The sequence below is a fragment of the Vibrio sp. D54 genome (genome assembly GCF_021728075.1).
Taxonomy (GTDB): domain Bacteria; phylum Pseudomonadota; class Gammaproteobacteria; order Enterobacterales; family Vibrionaceae; genus Vibrio; species Vibrio alginolyticus.
This window is the reverse complement of sequence record NZ_JAKKCS010000002.1, coordinates 289,203-308,968: the sequence shown is the minus strand read 5'-3', so window position 1 is coordinate 308,968 and position 19,766 is coordinate 289,203. Positions and strand designations below refer to the sequence as shown.

The window sequence follows — 19,766 nt, the reverse complement described above, 5'->3', positions numbered from 1 at the left end:
TCATTTACTCCACCAATATGATGGAGGGAGTATATCGCTCGTCCTATACTGCGCAACCTACTTAAATGATAATTTTAATAAAACGCAGGCTTACATACGCTTACAAACCATACATATACGATAATCCTAATCATTCTATACCCCTAAAACCATGCAATAACCTGAGGTTTTATTCATTATCAGAATATAGCTTCACATAGAAAATAAAATTCGGAATAAAAATCCACTATATTTTCAAATATATCGAATAATAGGTCTTACCAAAAAACAATATCAACATATATGACTTAGTTTGCTTATATAGACAGGACTTTATGTTACTTCTAAGTTTCCTGCTCTAATAAAGTCTACGAGTAACATGAAATGAGATATTCCAAATTAACACCTTTAGCCATATTTTGCGCGATAAGTCTAACTGCTTGTGGCGGCAGTGAATCTAGTTCGAAACCATCGACAACGACACCTCCAACACCACCAATGCCAACATTGAGCACTGTCACAATCCCAACTGTCGTTTCTACAAAGTTTCCAGCCAAGTTAAAAGTGGCTGCTGATTCGGGCTTCACCCACTATGTGAAAATCTCCCTTTCCGAAGCAAACAACAACGATACATTTCACATTGTGGCTGTTGATGACGGTGCGAATAATGAAAAAATCTTTCGTGCAGCCAAAATCATCCAACACCTTCTCACAAACCAACCAGACTCTAAGTACGGTGCTGACAAGTCTCGTATCGCTAAGACATTAGCCAAGCGTGATGCCACATTAATGCTGACAGAAAACGACGAACAGAATGATGAGATGTTAACCAAAATCTTTATCAACGAACTGATTCGCCAAGACAAATTGAACGATGCAGTTGCAAACTCGGGCTTAGCACACTCTTTTGATACGAGTTCTCTAGAAAAGTTTGTTGTAAGCATGATGGTACTTAGCGAAGATGATATGGATACACTTGTCACATCTATCGCGTCAACATTAGTAACTAGTAAAGAAACACCAAACTGGCTAAGGAATAGCCAATCTTTAATGTATCGAGAACTGACAGTTGAAGGCGATTGCCATTACATGAGTAATTTTGCCGATTACTGCGCCAATCTTGGTAAAAAAGCCGAACGAGACGCCGCTTTTGAAGAAATTTTACACTTGGTCCAAGCGCAAGGTATTGCACCTAACACGGCGACTGCGGCACTGCAAAATGACATTCAAGCTCATGCGTTAAGCATCTATAACGATATTCAATCGGGCAAACCGACGGTGTGGCGCCCTACTCAGTATGACTGGGACGATTGGAAATCGGACGACTTCGATCCTGAAAGTGTGAAACAAACGGGCCCTTCATATTCTCACGAATATTTTGCTGCCGCTTTTGAAGCGTACATGGGCGTAGCAAAAGCAAACGGACATGGTTTAGATGGCTACCAAGCGTTAACGCGTGAAGAAATGCAAACCCAAGATCCACAAGCCGTTGATTGGATCAGTGGCTTATTCCACGGATACTTGCAATATACCGCGAATATCGACTCTGCGGGCGTCAAGCTCTACACAGAAAAGACAAGTCCAGGCACAGTACCTACCTTCCGCATGGCTCCCAACAAAGATGGTTTGATAGAAGCGTACACCTACAAATCTCAATGGCTAACAAAAGTGAAGATCATTGGCGACGACGCGATGAATGTGATCGGTAATGATCAAAACAATACTTTTGAAGGCAACAGCAAAGACAACAGCATTTATGGTGAAGGCGGTATCAACACCTATATCGTGCCACACAAACTGGCGGAATGTACTGTTATCAAAGCAAAGAGCGTTTCTGTTGAGTGCCCGAGTACAGGCACTGACGAGTTATACGACATTCAGAACATCCAATTCACCGACCAAACCCTAGATGTAACCAAGCTATAAACAATGAAAAACATGAAGAAACTTATTCTATTCGCTCCCTTGCTCCTTGTTGGTTGTGGTGGCCTAGCCGTCATGGATCGTACTGATGCCGTAAAAACACAACCAGAAATGCTGATCAAAACCGACGGTGATTTTTGGGGATTCGGTGCAGATGGCCATTTTGATTTTGCTGGTAAGTACAAAGGCAAGTATTCACGCAGTGCTTCTAACTCAAGTTGGTTTAACCGTATCTCTTTCAAAGAAGGTTCAATGGGCGCAGAAGTGACTCGTATCGACAGCGGGGAAACTTGGCTTTTGAACTGCACTGGAGGCGGTATGTCGGTTAACTACATGGGCGTCGATTTTGGTGGGAATGATCCTTACACCTGTGACATTACTCAAGATGGTAAAAAAGTCGGTGAGTTTGCGATGGAGCCAAAATCGGCTCTCATCGACATCAGCTTTGAGAAAAAAGAGACAGGGGTAGTGCGTATTGGTAGCACCCACTTTAATGTAGAAACTGTACATACTAGTCCTGACGCCATGATGGCGGTAGACATGCCATTGGGTTATAGCTTTAAGGAGGGCACACAAGAAATTGCCGCAGTGCAGACGAACGGTACCATTGCGGTACAGATGCTCCCTGAACTTAGCGAACAAAAAAAGGATGTAATTGCCATCGGCGCTGTTGCAAGTGCACTAAGTTGGCGCCCTAAAAAATAGCCATTACATAAAACAACAACACACAAAAAAACAAAGCCCTCAACTTTGAGGGCTTTTATTGCTTGTACTCATAGAGATAAGTGGAGCACTACTTCTCTAATCTTCCCGTATACTGCTTGGGCGTTAATCCACGATGTTTCTTAAACATACGATTGAAGCTCGCCACATTGGTGTAACCAAGGCGCGTGGCAATGTCATCAATACTCACGCGCTTACTCAACAAACCAGCTGCAATATTACTCAATACATAGCCAGAAACCGTCGAAAAATTGAGCCCTAATTTATGCAAACGACGTTGGAACTGCTGTTCAGATAAATCAAGCAGAGAAGAAACGCGCTCTAACGTTGGCAATCCATAATGGCTGCTGTAATTCACCACTTCATAAATCACTTTCAACTCATCTTCTGGGTCGGGCATATTAAGCAAATCATCCAAATCGGAAAAACTCATCGCTAGACGGCTGTCTTCTCGATGGCTCACTTGGCGAGAAGCTAGTCGGTCATCTCCCGGGATCCATATCTCTGTTTTTGGCTGACTCCATTCCACCTCGCAGCCGAAATATTCCCGGTATCTCTCAGTATTTTTTCTCGAGCCTGAAACCTTGACACGTAAAGGCTGGTAATCTTTGCCAAGAAATTCGCGTAACACCTTAATCATAAATACCGCACAGCGGATACTATCGTGCACCTTTACTGACGTTTCTATAAACGGGTTGTGGTAAGTCCATTTGATGATTTTACCCGACTGTTCGCCAGCAAAAAACGCCCCTGATTGTAGGTTGCTCACACCATAATTCACTCGCCGAATGGTACTGGCTAAATCATTGCCGGAGAATAACCAGCGTCCCACTGGCCCTAGCTTTTGCAGTTCAATACCTCGGCTGAGACTCAACACCACATCCGGGTCACCACTGGCTTGTTCAACACAACGGTACCATTCCGCAACGGCTTTTAGCGGGATCAGTGTCATTGGGTTACGAAACGCCGATGCTGGGATCCCTAACTCATCCGAGTCCAAATTGTATTTAGATAACGCGAGGTTATGCATGCTTAGAATGCCCATCGCGCGAATAAACCGAACCGTTTTCATAACCAATCACATCAAATTTAATCCTATAGTGATTGAATCTGTCACAAAGAAAGCCGCAAATCAAATTCAGATCACAATACGCCAACAGTTTGATAGAGGAGTGTTTAATGAGTTTACTGAGTGTCCCATTTGTCGGTACAGGCGCAGATACGGCGTTACATGTTGTCGCTGCTGTCGTTTTAATCGCGAGTGTCGCGGGCGCGTGTTACGGCTTTTGGAAAATCCATGAATTACCTATCAATAAAGCACACAGCAAAGACCATCATCAGATAGGGCTCATCACTGCGCTGACCTGGATAGGGTTTGTCTGGCACTGGGTTTGGGTGCTAGCCGTGATCTTTGCATTCGTTGATATGGAAAAAGCCATCATCAATCTGCGTGATACATGGAAAAGTAAACCGCAAACAGAAACACAGCCAAAAGAGGAAGCATAATGTTAGAAGGTTTAGCGGTATGGGCACTCTTCATCTATCTGTTGCGTTTGGTTGGCATGCCTTGGAACAAAGCAACCAAATCGTTCGCTTATCTTGGCGGCTTGGGTTGGCTAATGTTCGTCTGGGTAGGTTTGATTAACTTCACTCCGATGGATTTATCCGGCGGTTCTGTCGTGCAGTCACCACATATCCAATTGCGTCCAGATTCAACCAATGTAAAAGGTAAAGTTGACCACATTTACATTGAGCCGAATCAGCAAGTTAAAGAAGGTCAGCTAATTTATGAACTTGACCCAACGCAATACAAAATCGCATTAAATCAAGCGAACGTATCCGCTGAATCTGCTCGCGTTGCATTAGCGACAGCAAAAGGCGACATCGAGATTGAAGAAGCTAACCACGAAGCGCTAGTGCAAGATCTAGAAACATCAAAGAGCCAGTTAGAAGCGGCGAAAGTTGACTACAAATTGCAGAAAAAAATGCTAGATCGTTATGTTGAGCAAAACCGAGTGGTGCACAACACCATCACGGAAAGCGATATCGACAAACAATCGAGTGCGGTTGATATGGCACGTCACAACGTGTTAACCCTTGAGTCTCAAATTAAGAAGAAACAAGTCGATATTTCACGTGCAAAACTGGCGATTCATAAAGCGGAACTTGCAGTTGAAACCAAACAAGCCGAACTGCGCCAAACTGAAGAGCAAATTGCAAAAGCGCAATGGGATTTGAATAGCACAAAAGTTCATGCCCCAACAGATGGCTTTGTCACCAACTTTATCCTGCGTGAAGGTCAGCGTGTATCGATGATGCCGCGTATCAACATGTACACTAACGAGAAGTACGTGCTGATGCGAGTCAACCACCAGGCGATTCGTAACATCAAACCGGGTCAGCCAGCGGAATTCTCTTCGTCCGTTTACCCAGGTAAGATCTTCTCAGCGACCGTCGAAGGCATTGTTGAAGCAACAGGTGAGTCACAAGGTAATCTACTGGGTTTCGATGATTCCGTACGTGTCACCACTGGAAAGAACTTACAGAACAAACACCACTTTGTTCGTCTTAAGATTGATGAGCCAGAAGGCTACGATATCCCTGTTGGCTCTGTTGGCCTGGCATGGGTCAGCGGTGAAAAACCGATAGGCTTCATGGCCTTCTTGGATGTGATTCGCGGGATCATCATCCGAATGAAGTCTCAACTGTACTTCTTCTACTCTATCTAAACTCGCAAACCGCCAGTTACGCTGGCGGTTTTCTTTTCATTTGTATCCAAACATATCCTTTTCCTGTATAACAATTAGTTAGTAAATAGCGGAGAAGATTCATGTCGGCAAAGGAAAGAAGCCTACCTACCCATCGCATCTCAAGATTCAGCAAGTTCGCTTCACTTGCTACCCGTGTCGCAGGCAATGTGATTACAGAAGGCACGAAGCAGATAGCCAAAGGCAACAAACCAAAAGCGAAAGACCTCTTGCTGACGCCACAGAACATCGCGCGTTTAACTGACCAACTTGCTCACCTACGTGGCGCTGCAATGAAGCTTGGTCAAATGCTGTCAATGGATGCTGGTGATGTTTTAGAACCTGAACTTGCCGATATTCTTTCCCGTCTTCGTTCCAACGCAGACCCAATGCCTGCAAAACAACTCAACGCAGTAATGGAAAGTTCGCTAGGAACGAATTGGAAAGCTGAGTTTCTGTCATTTAACTTCAAACCAATCGCCAGTGCATCAATAGGACAAGTGCACCAAGCTTACAGCGATGCGGGCGATAACCTAGCCGTCAAAGTGCAATATCCGGGCATACGGAAAAGTATCGATAGCGACGTCGATAATGTCGGTACACTGCTCAAGGTCGTTGGGTTGATTCCCGAGTCTGTCGACTACAAAGGATTGCTCGAAGAAGCGAAAAAGCAGCTACATGACGAGGCCGATTACGCACGAGAGGCACAATTTGCCATTCGTTATCATGACGCTTTGAAGGAGCACCCTCATTTTGTGGTGCCCAAGATTCATACTGAAAGTTGCTCAGACTCCGTTCTCGCGATGGAATTCATTGATGGCAGTCCGATTGAGCAAATCGAACATTATGATCAGAGTACGCGAGATTTTGTCATGCACAGCCTACTCGAATTACTGTTTCGAGAGCTGTTCGAATTTAAGATGGTACAAACCGACCCAAACTTCGCCAACTACTTATATATCGAAAACACTCGTCAAATCGGCTTGCTAGATTTCGGGGCGACCCGCGAATACAGCGAACGGTTCAGTACCGGCTATCGCCAAGCTTTTGCGTCTGTCGTGAATAATGACGAACAAGGCTTAAATGATGCGCTTGAACAAATAGGCTTCTTCAGCCAAACCATCCTTCCAGACCAGCGCCAAGCGATTCTCGATCTAGTGAAAATGGCATGTGAACCAATGTTAGTTGATGAGCCTTATGACTTTAAAGCCAGTGGCTTAGCACAAAAGCTTCGCGAAGCTGGCACTATTTTAAGCATGGAACAAGAATACTGGCATACTCCACCAGCAGATGCCCTATTTTTGCACAGAAAAATAGGCGGAATGTACTTGCTGGCAGCCCGTATTGGCGCAAAAGTGAACATTCGCCAATTGGTACAGCCATATCTCACCATCAACAGCAAATAGCCTATTGTTTTTCTGTTACTTTCAAGTACCTTGAGCAAGGTTAAGATGCATAGTTGTGCATCTCAATAACATGCCATACTTCCATAAAACGAATTAACTATCGGGGTACTCGGTGAGCAAGTTTCAAGATCTCTCCACTCTAATCCAGCAAATTGGCCAAGCCGAAGAAGCGGATCAAGTCGCAACGCTCAATGAATCTATTGAAGCGGGCCTCGAGCCCGGCGCGGTTGCCCTGATTCTAGAAGCATTTCCAATCGACGATCGTGTTCGCTTATGGCGAGCTTTACCACTAGAGCTACATATCGACGTGTTAACGGAAATGCGTGCGGACGTACGTTTCTCTATCATCAATGCGTTATCTGAAGTCGAGCTAAAGCTCACTCTCGCTAAACTCGACAACTTGTCGCTCATCGAATGGGCCGATTCGTTGCCAGAGTCGATCATCAACGAAGCGCTCTCGTTGATAGAAAAAGATGAGTTGGAACTTTACGATCAAGCAAACGAGTATGCTGATGAAGAACTCGGCCACTGGGCTGAACGTAAGATCATCACCCTGCCCTTCAACATTACGATTGGGACAGCTAAGCAGTTAATGGAGCGCTATAGCTACGACACGCCTCAACAGGTGTATCTGATTAATCGTAATAAACAGTATCGTGGAACGGTCAACTACTTCGATATCTTACGTGGTGACCCCGATACTCGCTTAAAAACACTCGTTATTGAGGCTGTGACGGTTCTAGACAGTAAAATGATGCTTCCTGAAGCGGTAGAGGCATTAGAACACAGCACACTGCCCGCTCTCCCTGTAACTGATGCAGACCAAACACTGATCGGTGAAGTCGATTGGCAGTTTGCATTGAGTACACAGCGTGAAATCTACGAAGCACGTTTGATGGCCGGTACAGGTATGGATGAAGGCGATGACTTGTTTGCGCCAGTATTAAAAAGCTCGCAAAAGCGCGGTGTTTGGTTAGGCATCAATTTGCTTACTGCGATTTTGGCGTCTGTCACTATCGGACTATTTGAAGATGTAATTGCGCAGGTGGTGGCTTTGGCGGTGCTCATGCCAATTGTTGCATCCATGGGGGGCATTGCTGGCAGCCAAACGCTCACTCTAATGATTCGTGCGATGGCGCTTAATCAGATCACCCCAGGTAACCGTTTCAAGCTATTGAAAAATGAGTTGGGTATTGGCTCTCTGAACGGCATTGCTTGGGCGTTAATCATCGGCGGGCTCGCCGGATTGTGGTTTCAATCTCCGGTTCTAGGTGGGACCATCGCGCTGGCCATTATCGTCAATATTATTACCGCAGCTTTATTTGGTGTGCTGATTCCCATCATTCTGGATAAGTTTAAATTGGACCCCGCTTTGGCTGGCTCGGTGATTCTAACAACAGTGACAGATGTCGTTGGTTTTTTCGCCTTTTTAGGAACCGCGAGTTTAGTCATGCTTTAAAAGGTTCATTGTTTATTAATCAATCATTAGCATAATAGAGTCAAATTGCATAACGCAGTTGCAAATTGCAAACATACTCAAACTTTAAGCAACGCATGTCACAGAAACTACGTATTTTAGGGCATATTAAAGTTGGCACAGTAACTGCATTATATAAATCGACCCTTCTTAAGCCGAGGGTCACCTAGCCAACTGACGTTGTTAGTGAACTTTATTTTGTTCACATGTATATAAGCCAATCGCACTCTTTGCGGTTGGCTATTTTTTTATGTGGCTATTGCCCTCTTATCCTCTGACCGAGCTCGGTTGTACTTTTCTTACCCACAACAGATTGTTTACTGTTTATAAAATTCAAATATTCGCCCACTAAACCATTAGAAATGCCAGCTTCAACAAAAACAAATCACCTACATAAAATAAAACCAAGAAAATACACCCAAGAAAGAACAAATAACGTCCAAACCAAAAATCTCATCATGGAAACGTTTTCTTTTCATAGAAATCGACTGAACAATTCAGAGTTATAGATAAATTTAATCCATAAAAATAAATAGCAATTCAAAACATTCATTTTACATAGAAAACCTGTCTATAAATCATAGAAAATACGTAAAAACAAACTTTCCACTTTTAGAATTTAAAAACTAAACCATTGTTATCAAAAGAAAAAAATACATAAAAAACCAAGCAAACGTTTAAATTGCAATTTTATCATTGACTATTAAATTTACATCACGATAATACGCGCCGTTTGCCTGAAAATCAGGTGCTATAATTTAATATTTCAATGTGCGGAGGTAATAATGGCTGGAGACAATAACTACAGTCTTGGACCAGTTCCCAACACGGCCAGAAAAGGCGTGGCGTCACTAACCATGGTGATGTTAGGACTCACTTTTTTCTCCGCAAGTATGTGGACTGGGGGTTCTCTCGGTACTGGGCTCTCCTTTAATGATTTTTTCCTCGCTGTTCTCATCGGTAACCTAATCCTCGGTATTTACACTTCTTTCCTCGGTTACATCGGCGCGTCTACTGGTCTCTCTACTCACCTTCTTGCTCGTTTCTCTTTTGGTTCTAAAGGCTCTTGGCTTCCTTCTGCTCTTCTTGGCGGTACTCAAGTTGGGTGGTTTGGAGTTGGTGTCGCGATGTTTGCGATTCCGGTGCACAAAGCAACGGGCATCGATACCAATACTTTGATCCTCGTCTCCGGTTTGCTCATGACCGCGACCGTTTACTTTGGCATCTCCGCACTGATGGTGTTGTCAGCAATTGCCGTTCCTGCCATTGCGCTACTTGGCGGCTACTCTGTCATCGAGGCAGTAAATAGTGTTGGCGGTATAAGCGAACTACAACAGGTTCAACCAACCGAGCCACTCGATTTTTCAATAGCTCTCGCGATGGTTGTCGGCTCTTTTGTCAGTGCTGGTACATTAACGGCGGATTTCGTACGCTTTGGTAAAAAGCCGCGCAGCGCCGTGATGATCACCATGGTGGCATTTTTCATCGGTAACTCGTTAATGTTTATCTTTGGCGCGGCAGGTGCGTCGGTGACGGGTCAATCAGACATCTCTGAAGTGATGATCGCGCAAGGTCTTCTTATTCCAGCTATCATCGTTCTTGGCTTGAACATCTGGACGACCAACGACAACGCGCTCTACGCATCGGGTCTTGGATTTTCCAACATCACAGGCTTACCAAGTAAATACATCTCAATGGCGAACGGTCTTGTTGGCACACTTTGCGCTCTCTGGCTCTACAATAACTTTGTTGGCTGGCTGACCTTCTTATCTTTGGCAATTCCACCGATTGGCGGCGTGATCATCGCTGACTTCTTCACGAACCGTAAACGCTACGCAAACTTTGAAGCCGCCCAATTCCAAAACGTTAACTGGGCTGGCATTATCGCTGTCGTGATTGGCGTTGGTGCGGGACACTTCCTGCCTGGCGTAGTGCCGATTAACGCAGTACTTGGCGGCGCAATTAGCTTTCTGATTCTTAATCCTATTCTTAACAAAAAAGCACTGGCTACACAGCCAGCGTAAGGAACCATCATGACAACACTACTGATCAAAAACGTAACGCTAAAAGGACAAGAAGGTCTGCAGCAAATTTTGATTGAAGATGGTCAATTCAAGCGCATTGAAAGCAACGATGTGGAGCTTAGTCATAACGGTGACATCATCGATGCTGAAGGAGGTATGGCGGTTGCGCCTTTCTGCGAGCCACACATTCACTTAGATACAACTCAAACCGCAGGCGAGCCAAGCTGGAACATCTCTGGCACATTGTTTGAGGGTATTGAACGTTGGGCTGAGCGCAAAGAAATGCTGTCGATTGAAGACGTGAAAGCGCGCGCAAAACAAACCTTAAAATGGCAGATAGCAAACGGCGTACAACACGTTCGTACCCACGTCGATGTTTCAGACCCTACCCTAATTGCCCTAAAAGCGATGGTAGAAGTGCGTGAAGAGATGAAAGAATGGGTAGATATCCAAATCGTCGCCTTCCCGCAGGAAGGAATTCTCTCTTACCCAAATGGCAAAGAGCTGCTAGAAGAAGCCGTCAAATTAGGTGCGGACGTGATTGGCGCGATTCCACACTTTGAATTCACACGCGAATATGGCATTGAATCGCTGCACTACGTATTCGAGTTAGCGCAAAAATACGACCGCCTGATCGACGTGCATTGTGATGAAATCGATGACGAGCAATCTCGCTTCGTTGAAACACTGGCAGCATTAGCGCACAAGTTTGATATGGGGAATAAAGTCACGGCCAGTCACACCACAGCGATGGGTTCCTACAACGGTGCATACGCATCTCGCCTGTTCCGTTTATTACGCATGTCCGGTATCAACTTCGTGGCAAATCCATTGGTGAACATTCACTTACAAGGCCGTTTTGATGATTACCCAAAACGTCGCGGCGTAACACGAGTGAAAGAGATGCTGAATGCCAACATCAACGTCTGCTTTGGACACGATGATGTATTTGACCCTTGGTACCCACTAGGCACTGCAAACATGCTGCAAGTGCTGCATATGGGTCTGCACGTGTGTCAGGTGATGGGTTACGACCAAATCAACAACTCACTGGATCTGATCAGCAACAATTCAGCACGTACACTGAACATTCAAGACAAGCACGGCATTGAAGAAGGCAAACCAGGTAGTTTACTGATTCTTCCCGCAGAAGATGGTTTTGACGCAGTACGTCGCCAAGTGCCGGTTCGTTACTCTGTTCGTCACGGTAAAGTGATTGCAGAAACACAGCCTGCGACAACTCATATTCATCTTGAACAAGCAGAGCAAGTAACGTTCAAACGCTAAAAAGATCGGCGAAACGAAAAAGGCCTGACGACATCGTCAGGCCTTTTTTCTACTGGTAAACATCACTGCTCGCTCTGTCTATTCTTGTCTCATAAACTACTGAACACATTGAAAGGCCATATAAAACGGCTCAGTACCAAACGTTGCACAAGGTTCTGGTGGCTGAATCTCAATTACACCATCGCACTTGGAAATTATTCTAAGCGTTGGGCATACTTCTGACTTCATTTTAGTTGTAGATATGAACCATGACGTCATTAAGCCAGATAGAACCGCAATTTTTGGAATTTATGCAGCAAGAGATGCAAGTAGATGCAGCTCATGATCTTAAACACGTAAAACGCGTGGTCAAAACAGCGAAACAGCTCTGCAAAGAAGAAAATGCAGACATCGCGATTGTATTACCGGCTGCCTATTTGCATGATTGCTTTACTTACCCGAAAGATCACCCAAATCGCAAAGAGAGCTCAATCATCGCAGCCAAAAAAGCGGTCGCATTTTTAGAGAGTATCGATTATCCGCAGCAATATCATGATGCCATTGCTCATGCGATAGAGGCACACAGCTTTAGCGCAAACATCAGGCCAAATACGTTGGAAGCCAAAATCGTCCAAGATGCCGACCGTCTGGACGCTTTAGGCGCAATTGGCTTGACGCGATGCATTCAAGTCAGCACTCAATTTAACGCGCAACTTTACAACGACAGCGATATATTTGCCGAAGAACGTGAACTTAACGATAAACAATTCACTCTGGATCACTTTCAAACCAAGTTATTCAAAATCGCTGAAACCATGAACACAGAGTCAGCAAGACGCGAAGCGCAAAAACGCAAAACCTTTATGCAAACGTACCTAGAGCAGTTACACGACGAGGTAACAGCGTAAATGTCAGAAAGCTATACGTTAATTAAAGAGCTTAAACGCCAACTAAAGTTAGCTGGGCTGCATTATGCCGATGTTGCACAACACCTTGATTTAAGTGAAGGAAGCGTCAAACGTTTACTCGCTGAAGGTCAACACATTAGTCTTGAACGCTTAGAACGCATTTGCCAATTGATTGGTTTAGAAATGGCGGAACTGTTTAAGATCGCGGCTGCGCACAATAAAGGTCTAGAGTCGCTAACGTTAGAGCAAGAAAAGCAGTTGGTTGATGATAAAGCCCTGCTACTCGTGGCAATCTGTGTTGTAAATGGCTATCAGTTTGAGCAAATCGTTCAGCAATACACCTTCAATGAGTTTGAACTGGTGCAAAAGCTTGCTCATTTGGATCGTCTGAACATCATCGACTTGCAGCCAAATAACAAAATTCGTTTGCGTATATCTCCGACATTTAAGTGGCAGATGGGCGGCCCTATTCAACGGTTCTTCCAACAGCAAGTTCAAGACGCCTTTTTCCAAAGCTACTTTTCTGGTGAAGATGAAAAGTTCTCCATGGCAACAGGACTGATGAGTGTACCAAGCAACAAGAAGCTACAACAGAAACTGCAAAAGGTCATCGATGAGTTTTATCAGGCTTGCCAAAGTGATAGCTCTCTCGATATGGACGAAAAACACGGCACCTCTCTGATTATTGCGATGCGTCGCTGGACGTTCCCTTTGTTTGAACCATGGGAAAGAAAACTCACCAATAAGTCTCGCAATTAGTAACTCAATAAACAAATGGAAATAAAAGTAACGAATTTCGTTACTTTTGGTGGCATACAACGTCACTTGAAAGAGAAAGCTGGTTTAATCGTTCATTGAGCATAAAGTGTTCCCATCTCATTCGACTTTGTTTAATCGGGGCCCGTATGTTTTTCTCAAAACGCTTTTTTCCTTACTTTGTGACGCAATGCCTTGGCGCACTCAATGACAACATCTACAAAAACGTTCTGTTATTGATGGTGACATACAGCCAAATTGATAACCTACCAATATCCGTCAATCTATTCGTTAATTTGGCGGCAGGCTTATTCATCCTACCTTTCTTTCTATTCTCAGCGCATGCTGGTGCCGTCGCTGACAGCATGGACAAAGCCAAATTAATCCGACGTCTAAAGCTCATCGAGCTGGCTATCATGTCTTGCGCAGCAACCGCTATTGCCACCCAAAGTGCCATGCTGATGCTGGTTCTGCTGTTTATGACAGGCACTCAATCGGCCTATTTTGGTCCCGTGAAATACGCCTTGCTACCACAAGCGCTCAAACCAAATGAGCTTGTTAAAGGAAATGCTTGGGTTGAAATGGGCACGTTCCTTTCGATTCTTATAGGTACGCTTAGCGCAGGCCTGCTGCTAGCTATTCCTAATGGCACCTTGATTGCTTCTTGCGTCGTGATTGCCTTGTCTTTGCTCGGGTTTATGAGCAGTGTGAACATTCCAACGATGCCTAGCCAATCGACTGACAAAGCGAAGTTTGAACCGATTTCTGGTTTAAAAAACACGTTAAAAGTGGCAAAAAAACAGAGAGGCATTTGGATGTCTATTCTAGCCATCAGTTGGTTTTGGTTCATGGGTGCGACTTACCTGACTCAATTCCCTAACTTTGCGCGTGAACATTTGTTTGCAGACAGCACTGTCGTTTCTTTACTGTTGGCATTGTTTTCCATTGGTATCGCTACAGGCTCTTGGTTGTGTGAAAAGCTCTCTTTCAACCACGTTGAGCTTGGTATTTTGCCATTCGGTATCCTTGGTCTGACAGTCTTTGGCGTCGACTTGCTATGGGCAGTCCCAAGTTATCCATCACTTCCGGTGCACTTTTATGATGTGCAAAGCTTCGTTGCTGAATCCAAACATCTGCGCGTCATGATTGACCTGTTCCTTGTTGGTGTAAGCGGCGGTGTCTTTATTGTTCCTCTTTATGCGTTCATCCAATCGCGTTCAAACAAAGGGGAATGTGCACGTGCCATTGCTGCTAACAACATCATGAATGCGTTGTTTATGGTGGTGTCTGCTTTGGTTTCGATCGTTGTACTCAGCGTACTAGAGCTTTCTATTGTGGAACTGTTTGCCATGATGGCAATAGGTAACTTCTTCGTGGCAATCTATGTCTATCGTCAAGTTCCAGAATTTACACAACGCTTTATCAGTTATTTACTCAGCCATTGTATGTATCGTGTGTCTGTAAAGGGGCGCCAACATATTCCTGAACAAGGTGCTGCGTTAATCGTGGCTAACCATGTTAGCTATGTCGATGCGTTGATTTTGATGGGAACCTCTACTCGCCCGGTTCGTTTTGTGATGGACAAGTCCATCAGCGAGCTACCTGTTCTTAAATATGTATTCCGTCATGCCGGTGTTATCCCGATCTGTTCTCCACGTAAGTGTGCCGACACTTACCGACGAGCATTTGAGCAGATTGAACAAGCACTTAACGACGGTGAGGTTGTCTGTATCTTCCCTGAGGGTCGTTTAACGTCTAACGGTCAATTGGGTGAGTTTCGCCCTGGTGTAGAGAAAATCCTCGAACGTAACCCTGTACCTGTCATCCCTATGGCGTTAAAAGGGCTTTGGGGTTCTTTTTTCAGCCACAAAGGCGGACATGCTCTCACAAAACGACCGACTCGTTTTTGGTCAAAAGTGGATGTTGTTATCGGTGAAGTGTTAAGTCCTGCGTCTTTAAATCGTCATCAATTGCAACAACAAGTACAGGATTTACTGGGCTGAGTCGCTTGCTACAGCAGTCAAACTTTGCAGCAAAACGTAAATATGCACCACAAAGCACAAGTAGTTCTTTGTTAATTAGAGTAGGATATCTACGACGTCATAAATCTAGGAGGTATTATGAAAATCATCATCTTACATGGTCTTTATATGCATGGGCTGGTCATGCAGCCTCTTAGCCAAAAGCTGAGAAAACTCGGATACGAAACGCAAGTACTCAGCTATAACACTGTTGCTATCGATGAGTCTTCACTGTTTGATTCTATTGATCATTCGCTTAATCCACTGACCATAAACGTGCTCGTGGGACACAGCTTGGGAGGCTTGATGATTAAGCGCTATCTCGCCAACAGAAAACCGAGCACTAACTTAATCTCTCATGTTGTCGCTATCGGTTCGCCTCTTAAAGGCGCGTCCATTGTAGGCCGAATTCAAGATCTCGGATTGGGTGCAATTTTAGGCAATTCGCCACACCACGGATTAAACAAACATGATGACGCTTGGGATTTCCCTCAAAAACTCGGCAGTATCGCAGGAACGATGCCGATTGGCGCTCGCCCATTGTTGATCCGTAATGACAACACCATGTCGGACGGTACCGTTACCGTAGAAGAGACAAGACTGGACGGTATGCAAGATCATATCGAAGTGAAGCAAACGCATACGAGTCTGATTTACAACACCTTCGTGCCGCAGCAGATTGATCACTTTATTCGCACAGATTATTTCCGTCGATAGCACACTTTTCCATCATACAGATGGAATCGACTTTCCAAGCTATTCAGTTCGCAGTACTATCCTAGCTCCACTTCTTCACAACTTGGATGAAGTGGTACATTTTTAATTGTTCTCAGGGCGGGGCGAAATTCCCCACCGGCGGTATACTTTTTCAAGTGAGCCCGCGAGCGCTCGATTCGTCGAGGTCAGCAGATCTGGTGAGATGCCAGAGCCGACGGTTATAGTCCGGATGAAAGAGAATAAGAATACACCAGCATAGCGAGTCAGATCGCTAAGAATGCTGGTGCACTTCTTTTTGATCGTATTTTACGGCGATCTCTCATACCGCCCTGATTCTGGTGAAATTTAGGAGTTAACCATGAATCAGTCATCACTACTTGCCGAATTCGGCGACCCAATTACTCGCGTTGAAAACGCACTTATCGCTTTAAAAGAAGGCCGTGGCGTACTGCTTCTTGATGATGAAGATCGCGAAAACGAAGGCGATATCATTTATTCAGTCGAGCACCTCACTAACGAGCAAATGGCATTGATGATCCGCGAATGTAGCGGCATCGTTTGTTTGTGCTTAACAGATGTTCAAGCAGACAAACTGGAACTGCCTCCAATGGTGGTAAACAACAACAGCGCAAACCAAACCGCATTTACGGTTTCTATTGAAGCGAAAGTTGGTGTAACAACGGGTGTTTCAGCAGCAGACCGCGTAACGACCATTAAAACGGCGGCAAACCCGCACGCAAAACCGGAAGATCTTGCTCGCCCGGGTCACGTATTCCCTCTGCGCGCACGTCCAGGTGGTGTAATGACTCGCCGTGGTCACACAGAAGGTACGATTGATCTGATGCAAATGGCAGGGCTTCAACCCGCTGGCGTACTGTGTGAAGTGACCAATCCAGATGGCACGATGGCAAAGGCACCGGAGATCGTAGCATTCGGTCGCCTGCACAACATGCCGGTACTGACGATTGAAGACATGGTAATGTACCTGAACCAGTTCGAGTTGAAACTGGCATAGTCAGATCTCAGCTCTTGAAAAAAGCCGCGCATTTGTGCGGCTTTTTTGATCGATCCTCTTTGCACTTAAGTAGTTATACTTATTGAAAACAAGGGGAACAACACCATGAAAGGATTACTGAACTTCGCCGCTCTCGTTAGCTTTCTCTCCATGAATTCGCTTGCTCTTGCATCTGAGTGCCCTGATATTCTTCAAGGTAAGCAAAGGTTGTTAAACTCAACGGAAGAAGTCGATCTATGCGAAAGCTTTAAGGGAAAGACACTACTAATCGTCAATACAGCAAGCCAGTGCAGCTTCACTCCTCAGTTCGAACAGTTAGAAACCCTCTATCAAATTTACAAAGACCAAAACTTCACCGTTATCGGTTTCCCGAGCAATGACTTTCGACAAGATAGAGGAAGCGAAACAAACACAGCGAAAGTCTGTTATCTCGATTACGGGGTCACCTTTCCAATGATGGCTCGCTCTTCAGTATTAGGTGTAGATGCGAACCCAGTCTTCAACCAAATTACCAACCAAGCAGGCATAAAACCAAAATGGAACTTCTACAAGTTTCTAATTAGCTCTGAAGGTAAAGTTATTGCGACTTTTCCAAGCTCCACATCACCGACAAGTACTACGCTTACCAATATGATAGAGCAACAATTATAAGGTGACGATCATGACAACACGCTCAACCATGCTACAACTCGGTTACTTAGGCCTGGTTCCATTTGTGTTTAGTTTAGGGCTGATTTTCACTGACATCTCACTCTTCAATTTAAGTGGTCAGCAATTTTTCATCGCATATAGCGCCGTTATATTAAGTTTTTTATCCGGCATCCTTTGGGGTAATGGCATTGAGCATTACTACCACCGCCTTAGCCGAAATATATTAATTCTCAGCAACCTTTTTGTCTTACTGGCTTGGGGCGCATTACTGCAGGGCCACAAACATTACGCAGTCGCAACCCTACTCTTAGCAATTGGGTACCTTGCTGTTTGGTATGCAGAAAAGCTCGTGAGGAAAGTCGAACAAGACGCCGAGCCCAAGGGATATCAAGGAATGAGGAGCAAACTGACCTTCGGCGTAATCGTAATGCACGGATTGGCTTTAGTTTCATAACCTGGTCTGTCCAGTACTAAGATCACAAAAAAACGTCTTTTTATAAAACAATGTTCATTTCGTGAATGCACACATATTTTGAACACTGTTTTGTTTCATTTATGAATCAATCCACATATAAGTAATTCAAAGCATTCACAAAGGATATGAATATGTTTTTTCGCAAACTTTTGTTTAGCACTGCGATGATCAATGCAACGACAGGTTGCGTGTCTTACCAGGCACAACAAGCCGCCGCTCAAACAGTAAATAATACAGGTGCCGTGCTTACCAATGTGATTAAAACCACGATTGCTCAGCCATGTAATGTTGCAATCACTGCTGCTAGCTTGTTTTATCCGCATGCCATATTTATGACTAGTGTTCCGACTCAAGCATGTACAAGCGTTCTTAGATAATACGAGTGTGATAAGCATAAAAAATGGCGACTCTACCGTCGCCATTTTTAAGCATCAATGCTATTTACAGTTACAGCGTCAATAAGTAATTAACTAATTGATTGTACTCGTCGTAAGTACGAATTTCGTTGGCCAAAACAATGTATTTATTGTTCACAACCACACCCGGAACCCCTCTTAACGTGCTAGCAGAGAATTGCTTATCAAAACCTTTCTGCATTGAGTTTACGGCGAAACTGTTGTAAGCCGCATCAAACTTCTTACCTTCTACGCCATTATCAACGAAGAGTTGTTTCAGCTCAGCTTCGTCTTTTGGCGCTTGTCGCTTTTGATGAATTTGGGCAAACATGGCAGGAATCATTGTATCTTCAACCCCGAGCGACACCATCGTCGCGTAGGACTTGGCCATCGGAATCGCCATATCTCCGCCCATGAACCCCACATGTACCTTTTCAAACTTTGCCTCTTTTGGCAGAGCAGGTTTTAAACGCTCAATAAGCGACTCAAACTTGTAGCAATGTGGGCAATAAAAAGAAAAGAATTCCGTCACAACAGGTTTCGATGCTTTCTTAACATCCAGAACTTTGTAGTGCTTCCCTTCTTCAAATTGCGCTGCATGAGCGGTAAAAGTCAGTAAAAGTGCACTACATAAGGCAAGTAGTTTTTTCATTGTTTATTTCCTTGTGGCATTCAAATGCCAAATCATTTCATTTGGTAAAAAGGGGTAAACCCCAAGTAATTTGAGATGAGGAATTAAACAATCGGAGGACGATAAAGCTTGGTGATCACAGTCACTACTTTTTCGACTAGAGGCCTACCAATCAAGGCAAGGCTATAAGGAAGAAGCAGTAAGTCGTTTTGAGATAAGTTGGCGGGAATTTTGACCATGCAGGAAGAGCTACAACTCGTGTGAGATTGTTGTGCCTTATTGATGGCTGACTCATCGTGATGTGATTCTACGCAGTCGTCGTTGACGCCAAGTTGTTTGTGCAGAGCAGCCTGTTGAACAATAAGATCGCGTACTTCAATTGTTTTCATCGGAGCGGAAGCCTGCGCCACAGGAGCGACACTACTCAAAAGCATAGCAACTAAGCAAACTATCGCAGTCAACAATGTACGGTTAAACTTCAACATAGCTACATCAAGTAAAATGGTGATTTAAGATAATACATGATAACGGTTTGACTTCAAGATACGGACTCTCGGCTCGCTAACAAACTCTGTTCTTTGACTATTTTAGGCTAGTGAATTTTCTCTCTAACGCTCCCTCAGTACACGAAACCAGCACAACGAGCTATTCA

Annotated in this window: 19 protein-coding genes and 1 riboswitch; of the genes, 16 read left to right on the top strand and 3 right to left on the bottom strand. The window is 44.4% G+C overall.

All coding sequences use genetic code 11. The annotated features are described in order from the left end of the window. Positions 1–363: 363 nt before the first annotated feature. Positions 364–1,905, top strand: a complete 1,542-nt coding sequence (locus L3V37_RS04045) for a hypothetical protein (protein WP_237305880.1) — start codon at positions 364–366, stop codon at positions 1,903–1,905. Between the two features lie 12 nt (positions 1,906–1,917). Further along, positions 1,918–2,607, top strand: coding sequence for a hypothetical protein (locus L3V37_RS04040; protein WP_237305879.1), 690 nt, complete (start codon positions 1,918–1,920; stop codon positions 2,605–2,607). A gap of 88 nt (positions 2,608–2,695) precedes the next feature. Here the strand turns inward: L3V37_RS04040 and L3V37_RS04035 are convergent, their stop codons facing one another. Continuing rightward, positions 2,696–3,697, bottom strand: coding sequence for an AraC family transcriptional regulator (locus tag L3V37_RS04035; protein WP_237305878.1), 1,002 nt, complete (start codon positions 3,695–3,697; stop codon positions 2,696–2,698). 107 nt (positions 3,698–3,804) lie between these two features. On the opposite strand from L3V37_RS04035, the gene L3V37_RS04030 reads away from it, so the two are divergent. The 14 genes from L3V37_RS04030 to L3V37_RS03965 all read left to right on the top strand — a co-directional run bounded on the left by L3V37_RS04030 (position 3,805) and on the right by L3V37_RS03965 (position 18,465). Continuing rightward, positions 3,805–4,131: an MFS transporter gene (locus L3V37_RS04030; protein WP_017635162.1), complete on the top strand. Its 327-nt coding sequence runs from the start codon at positions 3,805–3,807 to the stop codon at positions 4,129–4,131. Continuing rightward, on the top strand, positions 4,131–5,354 hold the full coding sequence (locus L3V37_RS04025; RefSeq protein ID WP_237305877.1) for an HlyD family secretion protein: 1,224 nt from the start codon (positions 4,131–4,133) through the stop codon (positions 5,352–5,354). The genes L3V37_RS04030 and L3V37_RS04025 overlap by 1 nt, the downstream gene beginning before the upstream one ends. A gap of 101 nt (positions 5,355–5,455) precedes the next feature. Continuing rightward, positions 5,456–6,778: an AarF/ABC1/UbiB kinase family protein gene (locus L3V37_RS04020; RefSeq protein WP_005373639.1), complete on the top strand. Its 1,323-nt coding sequence runs from the start codon at positions 5,456–5,458 to the stop codon at positions 6,776–6,778. Between the two features lie 112 nt (positions 6,779–6,890). Next, the gene (locus L3V37_RS04015; protein WP_005373641.1) at positions 6,891–8,237 is read left to right on the top strand and encodes a magnesium transporter; all 1,347 of its coding nucleotides are present in this window, start codon (positions 6,891–6,893) and stop codon (positions 8,235–8,237) included. Positions 8,238–9,040: 803 nt separating this feature from the next. Next, positions 9,041–10,279 carry a cytosine permease gene (gene codB / locus L3V37_RS04010; RefSeq protein WP_005373644.1) on the top strand — a complete coding sequence of 413 codons (1,239 nt, stop codon included), beginning with the start codon at positions 9,041–9,043 and terminating at the stop codon, positions 10,277–10,279. A gap of 9 nt (positions 10,280–10,288) precedes the next feature. Next, the gene (locus tag L3V37_RS04005; RefSeq protein ID WP_237305876.1) at positions 10,289–11,566 is read left to right on the top strand and encodes a cytosine deaminase; all 1,278 of its coding nucleotides are present in this window, start codon (positions 10,289–10,291) and stop codon (positions 11,564–11,566) included. A gap of 248 nt (positions 11,567–11,814) precedes the next feature. Then, positions 11,815–12,453 (top strand): HD domain-containing protein, encoded by a 639-nt coding sequence (locus tag L3V37_RS04000; protein WP_130546390.1) that lies wholly within the window; start codon positions 11,815–11,817, stop codon positions 12,451–12,453. Beyond that, complete coding sequence (locus L3V37_RS03995) at positions 12,454–13,212, top strand: helix-turn-helix transcriptional regulator (RefSeq protein ID WP_222712051.1); 759 nt, start codon at positions 12,454–12,456, stop codon at positions 13,210–13,212. Positions 13,213–13,358: 146 nt separating this feature from the next. Continuing rightward, positions 13,359–15,212 (top strand): MFS transporter, encoded by a 1,854-nt coding sequence (locus L3V37_RS03990; protein WP_237305875.1) that lies wholly within the window; start codon positions 13,359–13,361, stop codon positions 15,210–15,212. A gap of 117 nt (positions 15,213–15,329) precedes the next feature. Then, entirely contained in the window at positions 15,330–15,947 is a 618-nt protein-coding gene (locus L3V37_RS03985) for a triacylglycerol lipase (protein WP_237305874.1), read from the top strand. A 104-nt stretch (positions 15,948–16,051) separates the two neighbouring features. Further along, a riboswitch (FMN riboswitch) is annotated at positions 16,052–16,192 on the top strand. A 113-nt stretch (positions 16,193–16,305) separates the two neighbouring features. After that, positions 16,306–16,962 carry a 3,4-dihydroxy-2-butanone-4-phosphate synthase gene (ribB, locus tag L3V37_RS03980; protein WP_005385579.1) on the top strand — a complete coding sequence of 219 codons (657 nt, stop codon included), beginning with the start codon at positions 16,306–16,308 and terminating at the stop codon, positions 16,960–16,962. A gap of 105 nt (positions 16,963–17,067) precedes the next feature. Next, on the top strand, positions 17,068–17,613 hold the full coding sequence (locus tag L3V37_RS03975) for a glutathione peroxidase (protein WP_237305873.1): 546 nt from the start codon (positions 17,068–17,070) through the stop codon (positions 17,611–17,613). 7 nt (positions 17,614–17,620) lie between these two features. Further along, positions 17,621–18,067 carry a DUF3429 domain-containing protein gene (locus L3V37_RS03970; protein WP_237305918.1) on the top strand — a complete coding sequence of 149 codons (447 nt, stop codon included), beginning with the start codon at positions 17,621–17,623 and terminating at the stop codon, positions 18,065–18,067. Positions 18,068–18,219: 152 nt separating this feature from the next. Continuing rightward, positions 18,220–18,465, top strand: a complete 246-nt coding sequence (locus L3V37_RS03965) for a hypothetical protein (protein ID WP_005373664.1) — start codon at positions 18,220–18,222, stop codon at positions 18,463–18,465. Between the two features lie 70 nt (positions 18,466–18,535). On the opposite strand, the gene L3V37_RS03960 is transcribed toward L3V37_RS03965, so the two are convergent. Both L3V37_RS03960 and L3V37_RS03955 read right to left on the bottom strand, forming a co-directional pair. Beyond that, positions 18,536–19,135, bottom strand: a complete 600-nt coding sequence (locus L3V37_RS03960; RefSeq protein WP_005373667.1) for a thiol:disulfide interchange protein DsbA/DsbL — start codon at positions 19,133–19,135, stop codon at positions 18,536–18,538. 83 nt (positions 19,136–19,218) lie between these two features. Next, on the bottom strand, positions 19,219–19,599 hold the full coding sequence (locus tag L3V37_RS03955; protein WP_033906356.1) for a hypothetical protein: 381 nt from the start codon (positions 19,597–19,599) through the stop codon (positions 19,219–19,221). Between the last annotated feature and the right edge of the window lie 167 nt (positions 19,600–19,766).